Origin of the sequence: Streptomyces sp. RK9, assembly GCF_045070545.1 — a bacterium.
Lineage (GTDB): Bacteria > Actinomycetota > Actinomycetes > Streptomycetales > Streptomycetaceae > Streptomyces > Streptomyces alboflavus.
Genome location: NZ_CP173703.1, coordinates 2305998 through 2329063 on the forward strand (window position 1 = coordinate 2305998; position 23066 = coordinate 2329063).

The 23066-nt window shown below is 71.7% G+C and carries 20 protein-coding genes; 12 read left to right on the forward strand and 8 right to left on the reverse strand.

Going from position 1 to position 23066, the window contains the following annotated elements:
- Positions 1-174 precede the first annotated feature (174 nt).
- From ftsZ to AB6L24_RS09225, 6 genes are all read left to right on the forward strand, one after another.
- Positions 175-1401, forward strand: coding sequence for a cell division protein FtsZ (gene ftsZ / locus AB6L24_RS09200; protein WP_405654039.1), 1227 nt, complete (start codon positions 175-177; stop codon positions 1399-1401).
- Positions 1402-1412: 11 nt separating this feature from the next.
- Positions 1413-2138, forward strand: a complete 726-nt coding sequence (pgeF, locus tag AB6L24_RS09205) for a peptidoglycan editing factor PgeF (protein ID WP_405654041.1) — start codon at positions 1413-1415, stop codon at positions 2136-2138.
- 6 nt (positions 2139-2144) lie between these two features.
- Positions 2145-2864, forward strand: coding sequence for a YggS family pyridoxal phosphate-dependent enzyme (locus AB6L24_RS09210; protein ID WP_405654043.1), 720 nt, complete (start codon positions 2145-2147; stop codon positions 2862-2864).
- Between the two features lie 128 nt (positions 2865-2992).
- Positions 2993-3640: a cell division protein SepF gene (locus tag AB6L24_RS09215; protein ID WP_030361670.1), complete on the forward strand. Its 648-nt coding sequence runs from the start codon at positions 2993-2995 to the stop codon at positions 3638-3640.
- Positions 3641-3729: 89 nt separating this feature from the next.
- Positions 3730-4014, forward strand: coding sequence for a YggT family protein (locus tag AB6L24_RS09220; protein ID WP_030361669.1), 285 nt, complete (start codon positions 3730-3732; stop codon positions 4012-4014).
- A gap of 55 nt (positions 4015-4069) precedes the next feature.
- Positions 4070-5206 (forward strand): DivIVA domain-containing protein, encoded by a 1137-nt coding sequence (locus AB6L24_RS09225; RefSeq protein WP_030361668.1) that lies wholly within the window; start codon positions 4070-4072, stop codon positions 5204-5206.
- A gap of 195 nt (positions 5207-5401) precedes the next feature.
- On the opposite strand, the gene ileS is transcribed toward AB6L24_RS09225, so the two are convergent.
- Both ileS and AB6L24_RS09235 read right to left on the reverse strand, forming a co-directional pair.
- Entirely contained in the window at positions 5402-8545 is a 3144-nt protein-coding gene (gene ileS / locus AB6L24_RS09230) for an isoleucine--tRNA ligase (protein WP_405654045.1), read from the reverse strand.
- 389 nt (positions 8546-8934) lie between these two features.
- On the reverse strand, positions 8935-9126 hold the full coding sequence (locus AB6L24_RS09235; protein ID WP_405654047.1) for a DUF1059 domain-containing protein: 192 nt from the start codon (positions 9124-9126) through the stop codon (positions 8935-8937).
- 314 nt (positions 9127-9440) lie between these two features.
- On the opposite strand from AB6L24_RS09235, the gene AB6L24_RS09240 reads away from it, so the two are divergent.
- The 5 genes from AB6L24_RS09240 to AB6L24_RS09260 all read left to right on the forward strand — a co-directional run bounded on the left by AB6L24_RS09240 (position 9441) and on the right by AB6L24_RS09260 (position 14723).
- Positions 9441-10616: a TraR/DksA family transcriptional regulator gene (locus AB6L24_RS09240; protein WP_405654049.1), complete on the forward strand. Its 1176-nt coding sequence runs from the start codon at positions 9441-9443 to the stop codon at positions 10614-10616.
- A 78-nt stretch (positions 10617-10694) separates the two neighbouring features.
- The gene (gene lspA, locus AB6L24_RS09245) at positions 10695-11405 is read left to right on the forward strand and encodes a signal peptidase II (protein ID WP_405654051.1); all 711 of its coding nucleotides are present in this window, start codon (positions 10695-10697) and stop codon (positions 11403-11405) included.
- An 80-nt stretch (positions 11406-11485) separates the two neighbouring features.
- On the forward strand, positions 11486-12427 hold the full coding sequence (locus AB6L24_RS09250) for an RluA family pseudouridine synthase (protein WP_405654053.1): 942 nt from the start codon (positions 11486-11488) through the stop codon (positions 12425-12427).
- Positions 12424-12903, forward strand: coding sequence for a GNAT family N-acetyltransferase (locus AB6L24_RS09255; protein ID WP_405654055.1), 480 nt, complete (start codon positions 12424-12426; stop codon positions 12901-12903). The genes AB6L24_RS09250 and AB6L24_RS09255 overlap by 4 nt, the downstream gene beginning before the upstream one ends.
- A 233-nt stretch (positions 12904-13136) precedes the next feature.
- A complete protein-coding gene (locus AB6L24_RS09260; RefSeq protein WP_405654057.1) occupies positions 13137-14723 on the forward strand; it encodes a Na+/H+ antiporter in 1587 nt (528 codons plus the stop codon).
- Positions 14724-14774: 51 nt separating this feature from the next.
- Here the strand turns inward: AB6L24_RS09260 and AB6L24_RS09265 are convergent, their stop codons facing one another.
- On the reverse strand, positions 14775-15866 hold the full coding sequence (locus AB6L24_RS09265; RefSeq protein ID WP_405654059.1) for a mechanosensitive ion channel family protein: 1092 nt from the start codon (positions 15864-15866) through the stop codon (positions 14775-14777).
- 30 nt (positions 15867-15896) lie between these two features.
- Between AB6L24_RS09265 and AB6L24_RS09270 the strand changes: the two genes are divergently transcribed.
- Positions 15897-16466, forward strand: coding sequence for a dienelactone hydrolase family protein (locus tag AB6L24_RS09270; protein ID WP_380851796.1), 570 nt, complete (start codon positions 15897-15899; stop codon positions 16464-16466).
- A gap of 40 nt (positions 16467-16506) precedes the next feature.
- Here the strand turns inward: AB6L24_RS09270 and AB6L24_RS09275 are convergent, their stop codons facing one another.
- From AB6L24_RS09275 to AB6L24_RS09295, 5 genes are all read right to left on the reverse strand, one after another.
- Positions 16507-18171 carry a protein kinase domain-containing protein gene (locus AB6L24_RS09275; protein WP_405654060.1) on the reverse strand — a complete coding sequence of 555 codons (1665 nt, stop codon included), beginning with the start codon at positions 18169-18171 and terminating at the stop codon, positions 16507-16509.
- A 53-nt stretch (positions 18172-18224) separates the two neighbouring features.
- Complete coding sequence (locus tag AB6L24_RS09280; protein WP_405654062.1) at positions 18225-19919, reverse strand: alkaline phosphatase D family protein; 1695 nt, start codon at positions 19917-19919, stop codon at positions 18225-18227.
- A 104-nt stretch (positions 19920-20023) separates the two neighbouring features.
- The gene (locus AB6L24_RS09285) at positions 20024-20842 is read right to left on the reverse strand and encodes a thioredoxin domain-containing protein (RefSeq protein ID WP_405654064.1); all 819 of its coding nucleotides are present in this window, start codon (positions 20840-20842) and stop codon (positions 20024-20026) included.
- 41 nt (positions 20843-20883) lie between these two features.
- Complete coding sequence (locus AB6L24_RS09290; protein ID WP_405654066.1) at positions 20884-21570, reverse strand: hypothetical protein; 687 nt, start codon at positions 21568-21570, stop codon at positions 20884-20886.
- A 72-nt stretch (positions 21571-21642) separates the two neighbouring features.
- Complete coding sequence (locus tag AB6L24_RS09295; RefSeq protein WP_405654068.1) at positions 21643-22971, reverse strand: DUF2252 domain-containing protein; 1329 nt, start codon at positions 22969-22971, stop codon at positions 21643-21645.
- Between the last annotated feature and the right edge of the window lie 95 nt (positions 22972-23066).

Sequence of the window (23066 nt, forward strand, 5' to 3'; positions counted from 1 at the left end):
CCACTTGTCGACTTAGTGTCCTGTTCGGAAGAGTCCAGGGAACAGACACACTGGTAACCCTAAACTTCAGCGTTAGGGTTCGGGTCGGCGTTCGGACCGTCCCATTCGGCATCAGTCGTCGTATCGCTCAAGCGCGAGACGGCGACACGTAACTCGAGGCGAGAGGCCTTCGACGTGGCAGCACCGCAGAACTACCTCGCAGTCATCAAAGTCATCGGTGTCGGCGGCGGTGGTGTCAATGCCATCAACCGGATGATCGAGGTCGGTCTCAAGGGCGTCGAGTTCATCGCCATCAACACCGACGCGCAAGCCCTGTTGATGAGCGACGCCGACGTCAAGCTCGACGTGGGCCGTGAACTCACCCGCGGACTCGGCGCAGGAGCCAACCCGGCCGTCGGCCGCAAGGCCGCCGAGGACCACCGCGAGGAGATCGAGGAGGTCCTCAAGGGGGCCGACATGGTCTTCGTGACGGCCGGTGAGGGCGGCGGCACCGGCACGGGCGGCGCGCCCGTGGTCGCCAACATCGCGCGTTCCCTCGGCGCCCTGACGATCGGTGTGGTCACCAGGCCGTTCACCTTCGAGGGCCGTCGCCGCGCGAACCAGGCGGAGGACGGCATCGCCGAGCTCCGCGAAGAGGTCGACACCCTCATCGTCATCCCCAACGACCGGCTCCTGTCCATCTCGGACCGCCAGGTCAGCGTGCTCGACGCCTTCAAGTCGGCCGACCAGGTGCTCCTCTCCGGTGTGCAGGGCATCACCGACCTCATCACCACGCCCGGCCTGATCAACCTCGACTTCGCCGACGTCAAGTCGGTCATGTCCGAGGCGGGTTCGGCGCTCATGGGCATCGGCTCGGCCCGCGGCGACGACCGCGCGGTGGCCGCGGCCGAGATGGCGATCTCCTCGCCGCTCCTGGAGGCGTCCATCGACGGCGCCCGGGGCGTCCTGCTCTCCATCTCCGGCGGCTCCGACCTCGGCCTCTTCGAGATCAACGAGGCCGCCCAACTGGTCAGCGAGGCCGCGCACCCCGAAGCCAACATCATCTTCGGCGCGGTCATCGACGACGCGCTGGGCGACGAGGTCCGGGTCACCGTCATCGCGGCCGGCTTCGACGGCGGCCAGCCCCCGTCCAAGCGGGACAACGTGCTCGGCTCGGCGTCCGCCAAGCGCGAGGAGCCGGCGCCCCAGGCCCGGCAGCCCGAACCGTCCCGTCCGGCCCCGGCGTTCGGCGGCCTCGGCAGCGTCACCCCGCGCGACGACGCCCCCGCGGCCGAGCAGCCCGAGCCGGTCCAGGCCAGCGAGCCCCCGGCCTCGTCGGCGACCCCGCCGCAGGTCCCCTCGACCCGTCTGCACCAGGACAGCCAGGCCGAAGAGCTGGACGTGCCGGACTTCCTGAAGTGATAGACCAGCGCTTGGAGACGAGCACCGCGAGCGGCGCCCACTTCGCCTTCACCGACCGGTGGGGCGGGGTGAGCGCCGTTCCGTACGAGGAGCTCAACCTCGGCGGAGCGGTCGGCGACGACCCCGAATCCGTACGCCACAACCGCGCGGCCGTCGCCGAGAACCTCGGCATCGACCCCGCGCGCGTGGTCTGGATGAACCAGGTGCACGGCCGGGACGTCGCCGTGGTCGACGGCCCCTGGGCGGACCGCGAGGAGATCCCGGCGGTCGACGCGGTCGTCACCGCCCGGCGCGGTGTCGCCCTCGCCGTCCTCACCGCCGACTGCACCCCGGTGCTGCTCGCCGACCCGGTCGCGGGAGTCGCCGCGGCCGCGCACGCGGGCCGGCCCGGAATGGTCGCCGGGGTGGTGCCCGCGGCCGTCGAGGCCATGGTGGCCCTCGGCGCGCGCCCGGACCGGATCGTGGCCCGCACCGGGCCCGCCGTCTGCGGCCGTTGTTACGAAGTACCCGCGGACATGCGCGCCGACGTCGCCGCCGTGGAACCCGCGGCGTACGCCGAGACGAGCTGGGGCACCCCCGCGGTCGACGTGACCGCCGGAGTGCACGCGCAGCTCGACCGGCTCGGCGTGCGCGACCGGGAGCAGTCGCCGGTGTGCACGCGGGAGTCGGGCGATCACTTCTCGTACCGCCGCGACCGTACGACCGGTCGGCTCGCGGGCTATGTGTGGTTGGACTGATGGGGCATGACGGACCGTAAGGCGGAACTCGCCGGAAATCTGGCGAAAGTAGAAGAACGCATCGCGGCGGCCTGCGCGGCGGCGGGCCGCAAGCGCGAGGAACTGACCCTGATCGTGGTCACCAAGACCTACCCCGCGAGCGATGTGCGGTTTCTCTCGGAACTCGGCGTGCGTCATGTCGCCGAGAACCGCGACCAGGACGCGGCGCCGAAGGCCGCGGACTGCGCGGACCTCCCGCTCAGCTGGCACTTCGTGGGGCAGCTGCAGACCAACAAGGTGCGCTCCGTGGTCGGTTACGCGGACGTCGTGCAGTCGGTGGACCGGCCCAAGCTGGTCACGGCGCTGTCCACGGCCGCCGTGCGCGCCGGGCGTGAGATCGGCTGTCTGCTCCAGGTCGCCCTGGACGCGGAGGCCGACGGGCGGGGGGACCGCGGTGGCGTGGGCCCCGGCGGGATCGAGGAGTTGGCCGCACGCGTGGCCGACGCCCCCGGGCTGCGGCTCGACGGCCTGATGACCGTCGCGCCGCTCACCGGGGAATACGCGGGACGGCAACAGGCGGCGTTCGAGCGGCTGATGGATTTGTCGACTGCCCTGCGCGTGGCCCATCCGGCTGCGAACATGGTGTCGGCAGGGATGAGTGCGGACCTCGAACAGGCCGTGGCGGCCGGAGCGACACATGTGCGCGTCGGTACGGCGGTACTCGGAGTCCGACGCGGGCTCGGGTAACGTCGCCAGGAAGTCGGACCACAGCAGAAAATATGGTCATTCCCGCAGTTCGGCGGGAGGCCACGTGGATCGCGGGCAGTTGATGACGACGGACCTCTCGATCCACCACAGAGCGGAGGACTCAGAGCATGGCCGGCGCGATGCGCAAGATGGCGGTCTACCTCGGCCTCGTGGAGGACGACGGTTACGACGGTCGGGGCTTCGACCCCGACGACGATTTCGAGCCCGAGCCGGAGCCCGAGCGCGACCGCCGACGGCACGAGCCGTCGCACCAGTCCCACCAGTCCCACCTCGCGGACCGGGACTTGGACCGGGACGAATCGGTACGAGTGGTGCAGCCGCCCGCGCCCCGCGAACCGGCGCCGCGCGCCGCTTCGCTTCCCGCTGAATCGGGACGTCCGGCGCGAATCGCCCCCGTGGCATCCATCACACCTGAACGCCAGAGCCTGGAGAAGAACGCACCGGTGATCATGCCCAAGGTCGTGTCCGAGCGTGAGCCCTACCGCATCACCACACTTCACCCCCGGACCTACAACGAAGCCCGTACCATCGGGGAACACTTCCGCGAAGGCACCCCGGTGATCATGAACTTGACGGAGATGGACGACACGGATGCGAAGCGACTTGTCGACTTTGCCGCCGGTCTCGTCTTCGGCCTGCATGGCAGTATCGAGCGAGTGACGCAGAAGGTGTTCCTGTTGTCGCCTGCTAACGTCGATGTCACGGCGGAGGACAAGGCCCGCATCGCAGAGGGCGGGTTCTTCAACCAGAGCTGAGACGCAAGTGCAGTAGACAGCAGTCATCGGATCGACACAGCACGGCTCGACTGAGGACAACTGAGGACAGGGGAGAGGGAAACACGAACATGGGCGTGGTCTTGCAAGTGATCTACATCGCTCTGATGTGTTTCCTGATCGTGCTGATCTTCCGGCTGGTCATGGACTACGTCTTCCAGTTCGCCCGCTCATGGCAACCCGGCAAGGCGATGGTGGTCGTTCTGGAGGCCACCTACACTGTCACCGATCCACCGCTCAAGCTTCTGCGGCGGTTCATTCCGCCGCTGCGTCTCGGGGGCGTGGCGCTCGACCTGTCCTTCTTCGTGCTGATGATCATCGTCTACATCCTGATCTCCGTCGTGAGCCGGCTGTGAGCGCGATGTCAACTACGTTCTTGCCGAATGCCGACGACTACGTTGAGGTGAAGAGATGCCGCTGACCCCCGAGGACGTGCGGAACAAGCAGTTCACGACCGTCCGCCTCCGAGAAGGCTATGACGAGGACGAGGTCGATGCCTTCCTAGATGAGGTCGAGGCCGAGCTGACCCGTCTGCTCCGCGAGAACGAGGACCTGCGCGCCAAGTTGGCCGCAGCCACGCGTGCCGCCGCGCAGAACCAGCAGCAGGGCGGCATGCGCAAGGGCCCCGGCGGTCCCGGTGGCCCCGACGGGCCGCAGGACCAGCGAGGTCCCGGCGCCCCCGTGCCCGCCGCAATATCTGGCCCGCAGCCGGTGCCGCCGCAGCAGCAGCACCCGATGGGCGGCCCGCCCCAGCTGCCGGGCGGCGCTCCGCAGCTTCCCCCGGGCCCCGGCGGCCACGGTCCGCAGGGCGGCCCGCAGGGTCCTGGCCCGATGGGTCAGGGTCCCGGTCCGATGGGCCAGGGTCAGATGCAGGGTCAGATGGGTGGCCCCATGGGCGGCCCGATGGGCGGACACGGCCCGCAGCTTCCGCAGCCCGGCCAGGGCCCCGGCGGCGACAGCGCCGCCCGTGTGCTCTCGCTCGCGCAGCAGACCGCCGACCAGGCGATCGCGGAGGCCCGTTCCGAGGCCAACAAGATCGTGGGCGAGGCCCGTTCGCGCGCCGAGGGCCTGGAGCGGGACGCCCGCGCCAAGGCCGACGCCCTGGAGCGGGACGCGCAGGAGAAGCACCGCGTCGCGATGGGCTCCCTGGAGTCCGCACGCGCCACGCTCGAGCGCAAGGTCGAGGACCTGCGCGGCTTCGAGCGCGAGTACCGCACGCGGCTGAAGTCCTACCTGGAGTCGCAGCTGCGTCAGCTGGAGACCCAGGCCGACGACTCGCTGGCCCCGCCGCGGACCCCGGCGACCGCGTCGCTTCCGCCGTCCCCGGCGCCCTCCATGGCCTCGGCCGGCGCGGGTGCCCCGTCCTACGGCGGCAACCAGTCGATGGGTGGCAACCAGCCCGCGGGCGCGCCGTCCTACGGCGGGCAGCAGCAGATGTCGCCCGCGATGACGCAGCCGATGGCGCCGGTGCGGCCGCAGGGCCAGCAGCCGATGCAGCAGGCTCCGTCCCCGATGCGGGGATTCCTCATCGACGAGGACGACAACTGACGGGCAGCACCACGCCGTAGGCGTCGGCTGGCTGTACAGGGCGAGGCCCCCGGGAATCCGGGGGCCTCGCCCTTTTGCTGTGCCGTGCGGCGAGCCCCGGTCAGCAGAAACGTTCCGACGTTTGTGCGCGGGTACGCAACGCCGAAGGCCCGGGCGCACCAAGATCTTGGTGCGCCCGGGCCTTCGTTGCTGCTGCTACGCCTTGCGGAGGCGGAAGGTGAGGTTCACGGAGTCGTCCTTGAAGGGCTCGCCGTAGGTGTCGTCGGCCTCTCCCTCGGCGAAGTCCGTGGCCAGGACCTCGTCCGCGATGAGGGCGGTGTGGTCGGTCAGGGCCGTGACGACGGCCGGGTCGGCGGACGTCCAGCGCAGGGCGATCCGGTCCGCGACGTCCAGGCCGCTGTTCTTGCGGGCCTCCTGGATCAGGCGGATCGCGTCCCGGGCCAGGCCCGCGCGGCGCAGCTCGTCCGTGAGCTCCAGGTCGAGGGCGACCGTGGCGCCGGAGTCGGACGCCACCGACCAGCCCTCGCGCGGGGTCTCGGTGATGATGACCTCGTCCGGGGCGAGCGTCACCGTCTCCCCGTCGACCTCCACCGAGGCGTTGCCCTCGCGCAGGGCGAGGGACAGCGCGGCCGCGTCGGCCTCCGCGACGGCCTTGGCCACCGCCTGCACGCCCTTGCCGAACCGCTTGCCGAGGGCACGGAAGTTGGCCTTGGCGGTGGTGTCGACCAGGGAGCCGCCGACCTCCGAGAGGGAGGCGAGGGAGGAGACGTTCAGCTCCTCCGTGATCTGCGTGTGCAGTTCGGGGCTGAGCGTGTCGAAACCGGCGACGGCGACGAGCGCGCGGGACAGCGGCTGACGGGTCTTGACGCCCGACTCCGCGCGCGTGGCCCGGCCCAGCTCGACGAGGCGGCGCACCAGGGCCATCTGCTTCGACAGCTCCGGGTCGACCGCCGACAGGTCCGCCTCCGGCCAGCTCGCCAGGTGCACCGACTCCGGGGCGTCGGGCGTGACCGGCACGACCAGGTCCTGCCAGACGCGCTCCGCGATGAACGGCGTCAGCGGGGCGAGCAGCCGCGTGATCGTCTCGACGACCTCGTGCAGGGTGCGCAGCGCGGCCGCGTCGCCCTGCCAGAAGCGGCGCCTCGAACGGCGGACGTACCAGTTGGAGAGGTTGTCGACGAACGTGGACAGGAGCTTTCCGGCACGCTGGGTGTCGTAGGCGTCCAGGGCCTGCGTCACCTGGTCGGTGAGCGCGTGCAGCTCGCTGAGCAGCCAGCGGTCAAGGAGCGGGCGGTCGGCGGGCGCCGGGTCGGTGTCCGAGGGGGCCCACTTCGACGTACGGGCGTAGAGCGCCTGGAAGGCGACCGTGTTCCAGTACGTCAGGAGGGTCTTGCGGACGACCTCCTGGATGGTGCCGTGGCCGACGCGGCGGGCAGCCCACGGGGAGCCGCCGGCCGCCATGAACCAGCGGACCGCGTCGGCGCCGTGCCGGTCCATGAGCGGGATCGGGTCCAGGGTGTTGCCGAGGTGCTTGGACATCTTGCGGCCGTCCTCGGCGAGGATGTGGCCGAGGCAGACGACGTTCTCGTAACTCGACTTGTCGAAGACCAGGGTGCCGACGGCCATCAGCGTGTAGAACCAGCCGCGGGTCTGGTCGATGGCCTCCGAGATGAACTGCGCGGGGTAGCGGCTCTCGAAGAGTTCCTTGTTCTTGTGGGGGTAGCCCCACTGCGCGAACGGCATCGAGCCCGAGTCGTACCAGGCGTCGATGACCTCGGGCACGCGCACCGCTTCGAGGGAGCAGCCCTCGTGGGTGCAGGTGAACGTGACGTCGTCGATGAACGGGCGGTGCGGGTCGAGGTCCGACTGGTCGGTGCCCGTCAGCTCGGTCAGCTCGGCGCGGGAGCCGACGCAGGTGAGGTGGTTCTCCTCGCAGCGCCAGATGGGCAGCGGGGTGCCCCAGTAGCGGTTGCGGGACAGCGCCCAGTCGACGTTGTTGGTCAGCCAGTCGCCGAAGCGGCCGTGCTTGACGGATTCCGGGAACCAGTTGGTCTTCTCGTTCTCCTCCAGAAGCCGGTCCTTGACAGCCGTGGTGCGGATGTACCAGGAAGGCTGGGCGTAGTAGAGGAGCGCGGTGTGGCAGCGCCAGCAGTGCGGGTAGCTGTGCTCGTACGCGATGTGCCGGAACAGCAGGCCGCGGTCGTCGAGGTCCTTGGTGAGGGACTCGTCGGCCTTCTTGAAGAAGACGCCGCCCACGAGCGGGACGTCCTCCTCGAAGGTGCCGTCCGGGCGGACGGGGTTCACGACCGGCAGGCCGTAGGACCGGCAGACCTTGAGGTCGTCCTCACCGAAGGCGGGGGACTGGTGGACGAGGCCGGTGCCGTCCTCCGTGGTCACGTAGTCGGCGTTGACCACGTAGTGCGCCTCCGCCGGGAACTCCACGAGCTCGAAGGGGCGCTGGTACGTCCAGCGCTCCATCTCGGCGCCGGTGAAGCTCTGGCCCGTGGTCTCCCAGCCCTCGCCGAGGGCCTTCTCCACCAGGGGCTCGGCGACGACCAGCTTCTCCTTGCCGTCGGTCGCCACTACGTAGGTGACGTCCGGGTGCGCGGCGACCGCCGTGTTGGACACCAGCGTCCACGGGGTGGTCGTCCACACCAGGAGCGCGGCCTCGCCCGCGAGGGGGCCGCCGGTCAGCGGGAAGCGGACGTAGACGGACGGGTCGACGACCGTCTCGTAGCCCTGCGCCAGCTCGTGGTCGGACAGGCCCGTGCCGCAGCGGGGGCACCAGGGGGCGACGCGGTGGTCCTGGACGAGGAGGCCCTTGTCGAAGATCTCCTTGAGGGACCACCAGACGGACTCGATGTACTCCGGGTTCATCGTCCGGTAGGCGCCGTCGAGGTCCGTCCAGTAGCCCATGCGGGTCGTCAGGTCGGCGAAGGCGTCCGTGTGGCGGGTCACCGACTCGCGGCACTTGGCGTTGAACTCGGCGATGCCGTACGCCTCGATGTCCTTCTTGCCGTTGAAGCCCAGTTCCTTCTCGACCGCCAGCTCCACGGGCAGGCCGTGGCAGTCCCAGCCGGCCTTGCGGGCGACGTGGTAGCCGCGCATCGTGCGGAAGCGCGGGAAGACGTCCTTGAAGACACGGGCCTCGATGTGGTGCGCGCCGGGCATGCCGTTGGCCGTGGGCGGGCCCTCGTAGAACACCCACTCGGGGCGGCCCTCGGACTGCTCGAGGCTCTTGGCGAAGATCTTCTGCTGCTCCCAGAAGTCGAGCACGGCGTGCTCCAGAGCGGGCAGGTCGACCTGGGCGGGCACCTGGCGGTACTGCGGCGGCGTCATTCGCTTTTCCTCCGGCGGACGTTCTTCCCTTCCGTCGGAGGGACGAGAGGCGCATCGCTGCGCTCCCGCGGTACCACCCTCCTTGGCCCTCCGGCGCTGGCGCCACAGGGCCCCCTCATTGGGGTCGCGATGCCGGGTCTACTCACCCGGCCCGTCCCCGATGGGGGCTGACCTGCGGCTTTCTTCCGGCGGCTCCGGGGTGATCTTCACGTCGCGCTCGCCCCCGGGCTCACACCGTCCCCGGGTCGCTCATGGCTGCGTACGCCGCTACTCGTCCCCATCCACACGTCTCGCTCCGGCCAGTGTACGGCGCCGGGGCGGGCGCGGCCGACCGGATTTCCGGGGGGCGGGGAAGGCGGTGAGCGGTCCCCCGCAGACGCTCCCGTGGATCACGCGTGCTGGGGGATGTCGTCCTTGAGGGAGTCGCGGATCATCTTTCGCAGCTCGGGGCTGTCCGTGTGGCCGTGTACGGACACGGCGTGCTCGCTGGCGGCGCGGACCACTTCTTCCTCTTCGCCGGAGATGGCGAGGGTGCAGTGGGTCTCGCTCGGGAAGTCGCGGCAGTCGGTCATTTTGCGCATGGCGCACCTTCTTGGGTCGCCTTCCAGTCTAGGCCCGTACGGGCTCCCGGGAGGGGCCCTGCGGGGCGCCCTGCCGCTGTGGGGCGAGACCGCGGGACTGCCCCGAATGGCGATACGCGGGGCGTCCGGATCCTGACCTCGGGCGTCCGGCGGATTACCCGCCGGGGAGCTGGGCACAACGCAGGCAGGCTCACCGCGCGACCCCCGGGGGCGGGCGAATCGGGCGGCGTGCCCCGTTGCCGCGGGCCTGGAGTCGATTTATCGTCCCAGCACGATTCGCGTGCAAGATCACAATATGTGAAGGGGCCGCGGCCATGGTGGCGAAGAAGACCGCCGTACAGCAGTCGGCGTCGAGCAGATCCACAGCCGCGGGGGCCGGGGCGGCGGGGGAGGCGGGCGGCAAGGCGGCCCGCGCCGTCAAGACCGTGCGTGCGGGCAGGACGGCGGCCGAGGGCTCGGCGGCGCCGAAGAAGACCACGACCAAGGCGGCCACGAAGGCTCCTGCCAAGGCGGCGGCGAAGAAGGCGTCGGCCGCGGCTCCGGTGAAGAAGACCGCTGCCGCGGCCTCGGCCAAGAAGTCGTCCGCCACGGCCCCGGCGAAGAAGGCCGCCGAGAAGAAGGCAGCCGCCGGCAAGGAAGCTGCCGGCAAGGCAGCTGCCGGCAAGGCAGCCGCCAAGAAGGCTGTCGGCAAGAAGGCAGTCGGCAAGGAGACGGCGGGCACCTCCAGGAACGCGGCCGCCAAGAAGACCGTTGCCAAGAAGACGACTCCGAGGAAGACGGCGGCGAAGAAGGCGTCGGCCAGGAAGGCGTCGGCCGCGACAGCCGCACCCGAGCAGGCCGCCGCCGAGAACTCCGCCGCCACGACGGAGGCGGACGGCGGGTCGGGTGCGTCCAAGAAGGCGACGGGCGCCGCGAAGGGCTCGGGAGCCAGGAAACGTACGGCCAAGAAGACGGCCGCGTCCGCGGCCGAGGGTGCGGCTCAGGCCGCGGAGACGACGGGAGCCACGACGGTGGTTGCGAAGAAGACTCCGGGCACGGCGACGGCGGCGGCGAAGGCGGGCGCGGTGCCCAAGGCGCGGGCCGCGGCGACACCCGGCGAGCTCGCGGTGCGCCCGGGCGAGGACCCGTGGACCCCGGCGGAGGTCGCCGAGGCACGGACCGAGCTGATGTCCGAGACCATGCGGCTGCGGTCCGAGATCGAGGCGTCCGAGGCCGGACTCGCCGGGCTGATGCGGGACTCCGGGGACGGCGCGGGCGACGACCAGGCGGACACCGGCACGAAGAACATCACGCGCGAGCACGAGATGGCGCTCGCCGCGAACGCCCGGGAGATGCTGGAGCAGACCGAGCGCGCCCTGGAGCGCCTGGACGCGGGGACCTACGGCCTCTGCGAGAACTGCGGCAACCCCATCGGCAAGGCCCGCATGCAGGCGTTCCCGCGGGCCACCCTGTGCGTGGAGTGCAAGCAGAAGCAGGAACGGCGCTACTGAGCGTGGCCTGGGCGTCTGGGCCCCGGCCCCGGTGTCGTACCCTCGTCCCCAGTCAGGCACCTAGGTTGAGGGACTCACGTGGCAGAGGCGGAGCGCATCATCGGTACGCCGGACATCCCTGAGGCGGAGGGGGCCGGTCCTGAGCAGTCCGCATCCGGCTCCGAGGACGGGCGGCGCCCTGGCTCCGAGGACGGGCAGCGCGCCGCGGGCGAGCCGAAGCCGGAGGCGGAGCCGACGCCGGAGCCGCAGGCCCCGGCGGACGCCGAGACCGACGCCGAGCCCGAGGGCGGGCCGCAGTCCAAGGGGCGGCGCAAGATCGCCGTGCTCTTCGGGGTGGCCCTGTTCGCGTACGCCCTGGACCTGATCACCAAGATGATCGTGGTCGCCAAGCTGGAGCACCACGAGCCGATCGACGTGGTCGGTGACCTGCTGCGCTTCAACGCGATCCGGAACGCGGGCGCCGCCTTCGGCATGGGCGAGGCGTACACCATCATCTTCACGGTGATCGCCACGGCCGTGATCGTGGTGATCGCCCGTCTCGCGCGCAAGCTGTACAGCCTGCCCTGGGCGATCGCCCTCGGCCTGCTGCTCGGCGGCGCGCTCGGCAACCTCACCGACCGGATCTTCCGCTCGCCCGGCGTGTTCAAGGGCGCGGTGGTCGACTTCATCGCCCCGAAGGGCTTCGCGGTCTTCAATCTCGCGGACTCCGCGATCGTCTGCGGCGGCATCCTGATCGTGCTGCTCTCCTTCCGCGGGCTCGACCCGGACGGCACCGTCCACAAGGACTGAGACCCGCTACGAGGACCGCGCGGGCCCTCGCGCACGGCGTTCGGTACGGCGGTGTCACAGCACTCCTGCATACTCGTGGGGTGAGCACGATTCCCGAGATCCGTACCCTGCCCGTACCGGACGGCCTGGAGGGCGAGCGCGTCGACGCCGCCATCTCGCGCATGTTCGGCTTCTCCCGCACGAAGGCCGCCGAGCTCGCCGCGGCGGGGAAGGTCGCGGTCGACGGCTCGGTGGTCGGCAAGTCCGAGCGGGTGCACGGCGGCGCCTGGCTCGAAGTGGAGATGCCGCAGGCGGCCGCTCCGGTGCAGATCGTCGCCGAGCCCGTCGAGGGCATGGAGATCGTGCACGACGACGAGGACATCGTCGTGATCACCAAGCCGGTCGGCGTGGCCGCGCACCCCAGCCCCGGCTGGACCGGCACCACCGTGATCGGCGGCCTCGCCGCCGCCGGGTACCGCATCTCGACGTCCGGCGCCGCCGAGCGCCAGGGCATCGTGCACCGCCTGGACGTCGGCACGTCGGGCCTGATGGTCGTCGCCAAGTCGGAGCGGGCGTACACGTCGCTGAAGCGCCAGTTCAAGGAGCGCACGGTCGACAAGCGGTACAACGCGCTCGTGCAGGGCCACCCCGACCCCATGAGCGGCACCATCGACGCCCCCATCGGCCGCCACCCCAACCACGACTACAAGTGGGCGGTCACGGCCGAGGGCAAGCCCTCCGTCACGCACTACGACCTCATGGAGGCCTTCCGCGCGGCCTCCCTGCTCGACATCAAGCTGGAGACCGGCCGGACCCACCAGATCCGGGTCCACATGTCGGCGCACCGGCACCCCTGCGTGGGCGACCTGACGTACGGCGCCGACCCCACGCTCGCCAAGCGGCTCGGGCTCACCCGCCAGTGGCTGCACGCCGTGCGGCTCGGCTTCGAGCACCCCGGGGACGGGCAGTGGGTCGAGTTCGCCAGCGACTACCCCGACGACCTCCAGCTGGCGCTCGACCGGGTGCGGGCGGAGAGCGCGTGACCGCCGCGGGCGGCGTGAGCTGCCGGGTCGCGGAGGACCGGGCGGACCTGGACGCGTGCTTCGCCGTACGCAAAGAGGTGTTCGTCGCCGAACAGGGTGTTCCTGAGGACCTGGAGTACGACGAGTACGACGGCGGGGCCGTGCACGTGCTCGCGGTGCGGGCCGAGGACGGGGCCGCGCTGGGCACGGGGCGGTTGCTCACGGGGGCGGCGGCCGCTGTCAAGAACGGCGGGGACGCCACCGTGGGGGCCCTGGGCAGGCTGGCTGTGTTGCGCTCCGCACGGGGGCTCGGGGTCGGGGCGGAACTGGTGCGGGCCATTGAGGACGCCGCCCGTGAGCGCGGGCTCGGCGCCGTCGATCTGCACGCGCAGACACATGCGCTCGGGTTCTACGAGCGGCTCGGGTACGCGGCATATGGGCCGGAGTTTCCGGATGCTGGCATTCCGCATCGGGCCATGCGTAAGGCGCTGCGCTAGCGATTCGTGGGGGGCGGGCCGTGTTGTTGTCCGTCTGCGCGCTCGCCGTGGCTGGTCGCGCAGTTCCCCGCGCCCCTTTCGGGGCGCTCCGGCACCGTCGCACGTCGGAGCGGTCCCGCGCCCCTTCGGGGCGTGACCGAACCGTGGTGGGCGGGTGATTTGCGCCGATTGTTGTGCTCCGTGGCAAGGTTGAAGCCCTGACCAAGCTGGCCTCACCGCCCGGAGGGCATCCCGTGGATCAACTGGCGTTGCTGCTCCTGTTGTTGCTGGGGGCCCTGGTCACCGTGCCGTTGGGGGACCGGATCGGGCTGCCCGCGCCGGTGCTCATGACGCTGTTCGGGGGCGTACTCGCCTTCCTCTCGTTCGTGCCGAACGTCGAGATCGCGCCTGAGCTGATCCTTCCGCTGGTCCTGCCGCCGCTGCTCTACGCGTCCGTGCAGCGCACGTCCTGGCGGCAGTTCGCGGCCAACATCCGGCCCATCATGCTGCTCGCCGTGGCGCTGGTGTTCGTGACCACGGCGGCCGTCGCGGCCGTGGCCAACGCCGTCGTACCGGGGCTGCCGCTCGCCGCGGCCGTCGCGCTCGGCGCGCTCGTCGCCCCGCCGGACCCGGTGGCCGCGACCGCGGTCGCGGGGTCGCTCGGACTGCCGCGCCGCCTGGTGTCGATCCTGGAGGGCGAGGGGCTCTTCAACGACGTCACCGCGATCGTGCTGTACCACGTGGCCATCGCCGCCGCCGTCAGCGGCACCTTCTCCTGGCCGTCGGCCGTCGGCCGGCTCGTGCTGTCCGCCGTCGTCGCCGTCGCCGTCGGACTCGCGCTCGGCTGGCTCTCCAACAAGCTCATGGGCCTCCTTGGCGACGCGACCCTGCAGACCGGCCTGACGCTGCTCGTGCCGTTCGTCGCCTACGTGCTCGCCGAGGAACTCCTCGGCTCCGGCGTCCTCGCCGTCCTCACCACGGCCCTCTACCTCGCCGAGAACGCCGTCGACGCCGACGACGTGCTCGGCCGGATCACCGGGCAGTCCTTCTGGGAGATCGTCGACACCCTCGTCACCGGCGTCGCGTTCGGCCTCATCGGCCTCGAACTGCACAACGTCTTCGGCACCGCCGACGGGCGCGAGTGGGAGATGGTCGGCTGGGGAGCCGCCATCGTGGCGGTCGTCGTCGGCGTACGCCTGATGTGGCTGCTGCCCGCCACCTGGCTGGCCAAGCGGCTGCACAAGCGCCGTGACTACGACGAGGAGATCCCGACCAGCTGGCGCGAGACCGTCGTCATGTGGTGGTCCGGCATGCGGGGCGTGGCGTCGGTCGCGCTGGCCCTCGCCATTCCGCTCAAGACGGACGACGGGGCTCCGTTCCCCGCCCGTGACGAGATCATCTTCATCGCCTTCTGCGTGATCATCGCGACCCTGATCGCCCAGGGCCTGACCCTGCCGTGGCTGGTCAGAAAGCTCGGCGTGCGCGCCGACACCGATGCCGAGCGGGCCCTGGAGCGCGAGCTCGCCGTGCGCGCCGCGAAGGCCGCCAAGGCGCGCCTGAAGGAGATCGAGGAGGTCGAGGAGCTGCCCGAGGAGGTCGCCGAGCGGCTCCTTCGCGGCGCCTTCGACATCGGCGCCCGGATCAGCCCCGACATCCTGGACGACGAGCGGCGCGAGCGGTACGCCACCCGCGTCGACCGCTTCAAGGCCGTCCAGCGCATCCAGCGCGAGATGATGTCGGCCGCCCGCCACGAGGTCCTCGCCGCGCGCAGCGAACCCGGCTACGACCCGGAGATCGTGGACCGGGTGCTGCACCACCTGGACGTACGCAGCCTGCGCTGACGCACCCGCCGGGACGCGCTGCCCCGCCGCTGCCCCAGCCTTGCCGCCGCCTCAGCCCCGCCCCGTCCGCGGCACGTGCGGCGTCACCGGATGCGGATGGTCCCCGTCCGGCGGCTCCACCGCCCAGGCCGTGTTGACCCGCGGCAGCGCGTACGGATGGTGCTCGGTCAGCCAGGCGACCAGCTGCTCGCGGACCGTGACGCGCACCGTCCAGATGTCGTCGGCGTCCTTGGCCGTGACCAGGGCCCGCACCTGCACGGTGTTCGGCGTCGTGTCCGTGACCGCGAGACCCCAGTCGCGGCCGTCCCAGGCGGCGCACTCGCGCAGGATCTCGTGCAGCTTCTCGCGCATCTCCGCCATCGGGGCCGTGTGGTCGAGCTGGAAGAAGACGGTGCCGGTCATCTGGGCGCCGCCGCGCGACCAGTTCTCGAACGGCTTCGAGGTGAAGTACGACACCGGCATCGTGATCCGGCGCTCGTCCCAGGTGCGCACCGTCAGGAACGTCAGCGTGATCTCGTCGACGACACCCCACTCGCCGTCCACCACCACCGTGTCCCCGATCCGCACCATGTCGCCGAAGGCGATCTGCAGCCCCGCGAAGAGGTTGGCGAGCGTGGACTGCGCGGCCACGCCCGCGACGATGCCGAGGATCCCCGCCGACGCGAGCAGCGAGGCCCCGGCCGCCTGCATGGCGGGGAACGTGAGCAGCATCGCGGCGGCGGCCACCACGCCGACGATCGCCGCGACCACGCGCTGGATCAGCGTGACCTGAGTACGCACCCGCCGGACCCGGGCCGGGTCGCGGTGCGCGGAGGCGTAGCGCGCGTACGACGACTCCACCACGGCCGCCGAGATCCGCACCGCCAGCCAGGCCACCGAGGCGATGAGGACCAGCGTGAGCGCTCTGCCGATGCCCACCGAATGCCCCTCGGCGATCTTCGCCTGGGCGTAGGACCCGCGCAGCATCGCCGCGCACAGCACCAGTTGCAGCGGCAGCCGACACCGACGCAGCAGTTCCCACAGCGGTTGCTCGGGCCGTCGGTCGGCGGCCCGGCGCAACGCCCAGTCGGCCACCCAGCCGACCGCGAGCGTGAGCATGACCGAGCCGCCGACCACGATCAACGGACGCAGCACGTTCTCCATGCCTCCGAGGGTAGGTGGCACGATGGCCCCATGAACATCATGCTTTTCCATTCGACGTACGGGCTGCGGCCCGCGGTGCGCGCGGCGGCCGACCGGCTGCGCGCGGCCGGGCACGAGGTGTGGACCCCGGACCTCTTCGAAGGACGCACCTTCGACAGCGTCGAGGAAGGGCTTGCCTTCAAGGACGAGCTGGGCAACGACGAGGTGCTCAAGCGCGCGGTCCTCGCCGCCGCGCCCTACTCCGACCGGGGCCTCGTCTACGCGGGCTTCTCGCTCGGCGCCGCCACGGCGCAGACCCTCGCCCTCGGCGACGCCAAGGCGCGCGGACTGCTGCTCCTGCACGGCACCTCGGACATCGCCGAGAACGCGTCCGTGGACGAGCTCCCCGTGCAGCTGCACGTCGCCGAGCCCGACGCCTTCGAGACGGACGACTGGCTCAGCGCCTGGTACCTCCAGATGGGCCGCGCGGGCGCCGACGTGGAGGTCTACCGGTACGCGGGCGCCGGGCACCTGTACACCGACCCGGACCTGGACGACTACGACGCCGAGGCGGCGGAGGCGACCTGGCGCACGGCGCTCGGGTTCCTGGAGAGCCTGTAGCCGCCGGCGCGGCACCCGGCCGGCCCCGGCCGGTCCCCGCTCAGCCCCGCACGCAGCGGCCCACCGGCCTGCTCGCGGGCGGCTTGCACTGCAGGCCGAGGTCCGCGGCCTCGTCGCTGAGATAGCGCCCCACACAGGTGTTGCCCGAGGTCCGGCCGCGCTCCGCGCAGAACCGCAGCGCCGACTGGCCGTTCGGGAACGGGCCCGGCGCGTAGAACACCCAGTACCCCGGGCGCAGCGAGGCGTAGTCGTCGCTGCGCAGGTACTGGGCCTCCGGGACGGTCCTGCGGACGGCGGCGAGCTTGCGGTCGCGGGTCGCGGCGGACGAGGAGCCCGGCTCCGAGTGCAGCTGGGCGATCCAGCGGCCGGACGTGGGCGGCGCGGACGACGTGGTGGACGCGGTGGACGGGGCCGGCGTGGTCGGTGCGTTCGGGGTGCTCGGGGCCGAGGAGGCGGGGCCCGCCGTGGACTCGCGCGGCTTGGCGCTCGCCTTGTCGGTGGGCCGCTCGGCCGGTCCCGTCGTGCGTGACCCCTCCGAGGCCGCACCGCCGGTCCGGCCGCCGCCCTTGTCCTCCGCCCCGCCGTCCCCGCCGTCGCGCAGCGCGAACGCCAGGGCCACGCCCGCCACAAGGACCAGGGCCACCATCGCGGCGGCGAGCACGGGCGTGCGGCGCCGGACGGCCGCGCTCTGGTGGTCGGCTCTGGGCGTCCCGCCGGGAGCCGGGTCGTACGCGGGCTGCGGGTGCGTGTGGCCCGGGGCGCCGGGTGGCGGGGGCGGCGCGGTGGGCGGCAAGGGGGGACGGGACGCGGTCTGCGTGGGTGGTACGGGCGGGCGGGGCGCCGTCTCCGTGGGCTGCCACGCGACCCCGTCGGCGACCGCCGTGAGCATCGCGTCCAGGCGCTCCACATCGGGCCGCAGCGCCGGGTCCCGCACGAGCAGCGCCTCCAGGACCGGGGCCAGCGGCCCCGAGCGCACCGGCGGCGACACCGGCTCGTCCAGCACCGCGGCCAGCGTGGCCAGGGTGGACGAGCGGCGCAGCGGACTGACGCCCTCCACGGCCACGTACAGGACGAGACCCAGGGACCACAGGTCGGCGGCCGGGCCCTCGCCGGTGCCGCGGACGCGCTCCGGCGCGATGTACTCGGGCGAGCCGATCAGCTCGCCGGTGGCGGTGAGCTGCGTGGAACCCTGGAGCGCGGCGATGCCGAAGTCGGTGAGGACGACGGGCGGCACCTCGTCCGGGCGGCCCGGGGGCGGCTCGCGGAGCAGGATGTTGGCGGGCTTGATGTCGCGGTGCAGGATGCCCGCCGCGTGGGCGGCCCGCAGCGCCGAGAGGACCTCGCGGCCCATGCGGGCGGCCTCCCGCGGCGGCAGGGTGCGCTGCTCCAGGAAGTCCTGGAGGGTGCGGCCCGGGAGCAGCTCCATCACCAGCCACGGGTGCGGCTCGACGTCGGCGATGTGGTGGATCGTCACGACGTGCGGATGGTTGAGCCGGGCCAGGGCGCGGGCCTCGCGCAGCACCCGCTCCCGCAGCAGCCGCGAGGTGTCACCGGCGGGCTCGGGGCCCGGCGGCCGTACCTCCTTCAGTGCCACCTCGCGGTGCAGCACGGTGTCGCGGGCCCGCCACACCGTGCCCATGCCTCCGCTGCCGAGCCGCCGCAGCAGCTCGAAGCGCCCGTCGATCACGTCCCCCTGGCCGCTCATGGCCGACAGCGTAGGGGGTCGAGGGGCACCTGTCGGCCTGCTTCACCGGGCTTTCAGCGAACCGGCGACTGCACCCGCTCCACCTTCTGGGTGCCGGTGAGGGTGCGGTACGAACGCGCCCACTTCGACGTCGCATCGGGGTCCGTGCGGTCGGAGACTATGAAGTAGTCCATCTGCGAGCGCTCCGCCGTGACGTCCAGGACGCCGTAGCCGTGGGAGTCCATGTCCAGCCACTTCACATGGCGGTTGGCGGCTTTGACCGCGGCGACGCCGACCAGGGACAGGGTCTGCGGCGGGACGTTCAGGAAGTCGTCGACGTTGTCGGACGTCACGGACGTGACGACGAACTCCGTGGCCGCGGACGGCGACGCCGGGTACGTGGCGGCGGTCACCGGCACGTCGTTGGCCCACGCCATGTGGATGTCACCGGTCAGGAAGACGGTGTTCCTGATGCCCTTGTCCCGCAGGTGCCCGATGAGTTCCTTGCGGTCGTGGGTGTAGCCGTCCCACTGGTCGGTGTTGACGGCGAGACCGCCCTCGGGCAGGCCGAGCAGCTTCGCCAGGGGCTTCAGGAGGTACGCGGGCAGCGAGCCGAACGCGACCGGCGAGATCATCACCGACGTGCCGACCAGCTTCCACGCGGCGTCCGACGCGGCAAGTCCCGCCTTCAGCCAGTCCAGTTGGGCGCGGCCCGCGATCGTGCGGTCCGGCGAGTCGACGTCGCCGCTGCCCACTCCCGCCTGCTTCGAGCGGAACGAACGCAGGTCGAGCAGGTGCAGGTCGGCGAGCTTGCCGAAGCGCAGCCGCCGGTAGACGGTGCCCTCGGTGGCCGGGCGCACCGGCATCCACTCGAAGTACGCCTGCTTGGCGGCGGCCACGCGCGCGGCCCAGGGGCCCTCGGTCTCCGGGCTGTGGTTCTCCGCGCCGCCCGACCAGGCGTCGTTGGCGACCTCGTGGTCGTCCCAGATCGCGATGACCGGGTGCGTGCCGTGCATGGCCTGCGCGTCGGCGTCGGTCTTGTGGGCGCCGTGCCGGGTCCGGTAGTCGGCGAGGGTGAGGATCTCGTGCTTCGGCTGGTGCTCGCGCACGACGTCGCCGGACGAGGCGAAGCCGCCGGAGGCGTACTCGTACAGGTAGTCGCCGAGGTGCAGGACCGCGTCAAGCTCGGTGCGGGCGGCGAGGTGGCGGTACGCGGAGAAGTACCCGGCCTCCCAGTTCGAGCACGACACCACGCCGAAGCGGACGCCGGGCGCCGCGACGTCGTGGGCGGGGGCGGTGCGGGTGCGGCCCACGGGGGAGCGCACCGGCGAATCGCTGCCTACGGAGAAGCGGTAGTAATAGGTGGTCGCCTGGCGCAGGCCCCTTACATCGGCCTTGACCGTGTGGTCGCCCGCCGCCTTCGCGGTGGTCGAGCCGCGGCCCACGACCTTGCTGAAGCCCTTGTCCTCGGCCACCTCCCAACGCACCTCGACGTCCGGGCCCTTGCCGGACCCGGGCACCGCATCGGGCGTCGGCGTGATCCGCGTCCACAGCAGGACGCCGTCGGGCAGCGGGTCACCGGAGGCGACGCCGTGCAGGAAGGCGGGCCCCGCGGCGGCCCGGGCCGGCAGGGCGGCCGCGAGCGGCGCGGCGAGGGCGGCGGTGGCGGCCGCGGCCTTGACGACGGTGCGGCGGCGCGGCGTGAGGGCGGCGGACGGTTTGCCGGGACCCTCAGCGGGCGTAAGGGAGTTGTCTCTTCGACTGGTCACGAGGGGCAACCCTACGGACCGGTAACGGCGAAGAGCGGGCGACCGCCGAAAGTTCGCCCGCTCTTCCGCAACACGCCTACTGCGCTTGCGTGATAACTCCTGGATCAGGCCTTCAGCGCCTCATCGACGGCCTTCTTGTAGTCCTCGACCGACATCGGCGCGTTCTTGCCGTCGGCGCCCTTGAGCTGCTTGCCGTTCATGACGAACGCGGGGGTGCCCTCGACACCGTCCTTGTCGTCCTGGAACGCCTGCCCCATGGCCAGGGCCCAGCGGTCGTACGTACCGTCCTTGACCGCCTTCTTGAAGGCGTCGCTCTTCTTGAGCTCGGGCACCTCGTTCGCGACCTTGAGCAGGTACGAGTCGTCCTTGAACTTGTCGTCCTGCTCGCTCGGGTGGTTGTCCGCCGAGTACAGCGCCTTCTTGTAGGCGAGGAACGCGTCCGGGGAGACGTTCAGGGCGGCACCGAGCGCGCTCATCGCGTTGCGGGAGCCCTCGCCCGGGATGTTGTTGTCGAGGAACGTGGCCCCGACGAACTGGACCTTGTACTTGCCGTCCTTGATGTCCTTCTCGACCGTCGGGCCGACGGCCTGCTCGAAGCTCGCGCAGATCGGGCAGCGCGGGTCCTCGTAGACCTTCAGGGTCTTCTTGGCGCTCGCCTTGCCGACGACGACGGTCGTGCCGTCCTTGCCCGAGGTGTTCGCGGGCTTGACGAGCTTCTTGTCCTTGGCGTCTTCCCAGTAGCCGGGCTTGTTGCCCTGCATGACGGCGTACGAGACGCCGCCCGCGAGGGCGAGGACGCCGACGATGGACGTGCCGACGATGATGGACCGCTTGCGCTTCTCGCGCTTGCGCTCGGCTTCCTGCTGGGCGCGGATCCGCTCGCGGGCGGCCTGCTTCGCGGCCTGGCTGTTGCGCTTGCTCATGATGGTTCTCCGTGGGTGTGGCGTCGGCTGGTCGGCTGTGCTCAGGCGAGGAGGGCCGAGCACGGCGGTCCACGCCGTCCCACGCAGTGCACGAGCAGCCGGGTGCGCACCACCGGCGTCCGGCGGGCCGGGCGCGGCAGCCCGCGCACCGGCTCGATCCGCCGGGTCACCGCGGCGACCGCGAGCAGCAGCGGCCGGAACGTCGCCGCGGCCGCCGCCCGGAGCAGCCCCGCCACGGCCCGCTCCATCCGCCCGAGCCAGGCCGCGGCGAGCAGCCCGACGCCGACGTGCGCGCCGAGCAGCAGCCAGGCCGTGGCCGGGCCGCCGTCGGCGAGCAGGGCGGCGGCGCCGTGGCTCTCGCCGCCCGCCATCCGCGCCAGCGGGGTGCCGACGCTGCCGCCGCCGCACAGCACGTCCACGCCGACGGACCGCAGCGGCCCCGTGACGGGGCCGCCCGACTGGCCGTAGCAGACGTGCTGGCCCGACGTGAAGACGGTGTCGGCGGCCAGCTCGAGGGGGATCAGCAGGGCGGCGATGCGGCCGAACCCGCGCTCGCGGCCCGCCAGGGCGTACGCGATCACGTACACGCCGGCCGTGACGGCGAGGCAGGTGGTGAGCGGCAGCGGGGCCCGGGACAGCAGAATGTGCGACGCGGCGGACAGCATCACGACGAGTGCCGTGAACAGTGCCGCGCGCACCACTCTGATCTGGGTCCCGGATATGTCCATCGCGCAAGCGAGTGTGCCATGAGCTGTCATAAGGGACCCCTAAAGGGTCCCTATGAATCACATGGCGGGCCGCTACAGCCCCGGGATCCGGCCGTTGCGGAACAGGTCGACGAAGATCTGGTGGTCCGCGCGGGCCCGGGCGCCGTAGCCGTGCGCGAAGTCCACCAGGAGGTCGCCGAAGCCGTCCTCGTCGGCCGCGATGGCGGCGTCGATGGCCCGCTCCGTGGAGAACGGCACCAGCTCCGAGTGGCCGCTCTCGTCGTCCGCGGCCGCGTGCATCGTGGCCGTGGCCCGGCCCAGGTCGGCCACCACGGAGGAGATCTCGTCCAGGTCGTCGATGTCCGACCAGTCCAGGTCGACCGCGTACGGCGAGACCTCGGCGACGAGCTGGCCCGCGCCGTCGAGCTCGGTCCAGCCGAGCCAGGGGTCGGCGTGCGCCTGGAGGGCCCGCTGCGAGATGACCGTGCGGTGGCCCTCGTGCTGGAAGTAGCCGCGGACCGCGGGGTCCGTGATGTGCCGGGAGACGGCCGGGGTCTGGGCCTGCTTCAGATAGATGACGACGTCGTTCTCCAGGGCGTCGCTGTTGCCCTCGAGGAGGATGTTGTACGACGGCAGCCCGGCGGAGCCGATGCCGATGCCGCGGCGGCCCACGACGTCCTTCACGCGGTAGGAGTCGGGGCGGGCCAGGGACGACTCGGGCAGCGTCTCCAGATAGCCGTCGAAGGCGGCGAGGACCTTGTACCGCGTGGCCGCGTCCAGCTCGATGGAGCCGCCGCCCGGCGCGAAGCGGCGCTCGAAGTCGCGGATCTCCGTCATCGAGTCCAGGAGCTCGAAGCGGGTCAGGGAGCGGGCGGCGCGCAGGGCGTCCAGGAGGGGGCCCTGGGCCGTGTCGAGGGTGAAGGGCGGCACCTCGTCGCTCTTGGCGCCCGTCGCGAGGTCGTGGACCCGCTCGCGGTACGCCGCGGCGTACGTCCGCACCAGGGACGTGATCTGCTCGTCGCTCAGCGCCTTCGTGTACCCGATCAGGGCCAGGGAGGCCGCGAGGCGCTTCAGGTCCCAGGTGAAGGGGCCGACGTACGCCTCGTCGAAGTCGTTGACGTTGAAGATCAGGCGGCCCTGGGAGTCCATGTACGTGCCGAAGTTCTCGGCGTGCAGGTCGCCGTGGATCCAGACCCGGCCGGTGCGGTCGTCCACGTACGGACCGGCGTGCTGGTCGCGGCCCAGGTCGTGGTAGAAGAGGCACGCCGTGCCGCGGTAGAACGCGAAGGCCGAGGCCGCCATCTTCCGGAACTTCACCCGGAACGCGGCGGGGTCGGCGGCGAGCAGCTCGCCGAACGCGGTGTCGAAGACGGCGAGGATCTCCTCGCCGCGCTGGTCGGCGGTGGGCTGCGGGACCGACATCGCGGGGTGCCTCCTGGTGCATGACATGGGGGACGGTCGTCCGCCCTCTTCTCAACGCCCGACCGTACTCCCGAGTGCCCGCCCTCCCGCCACCC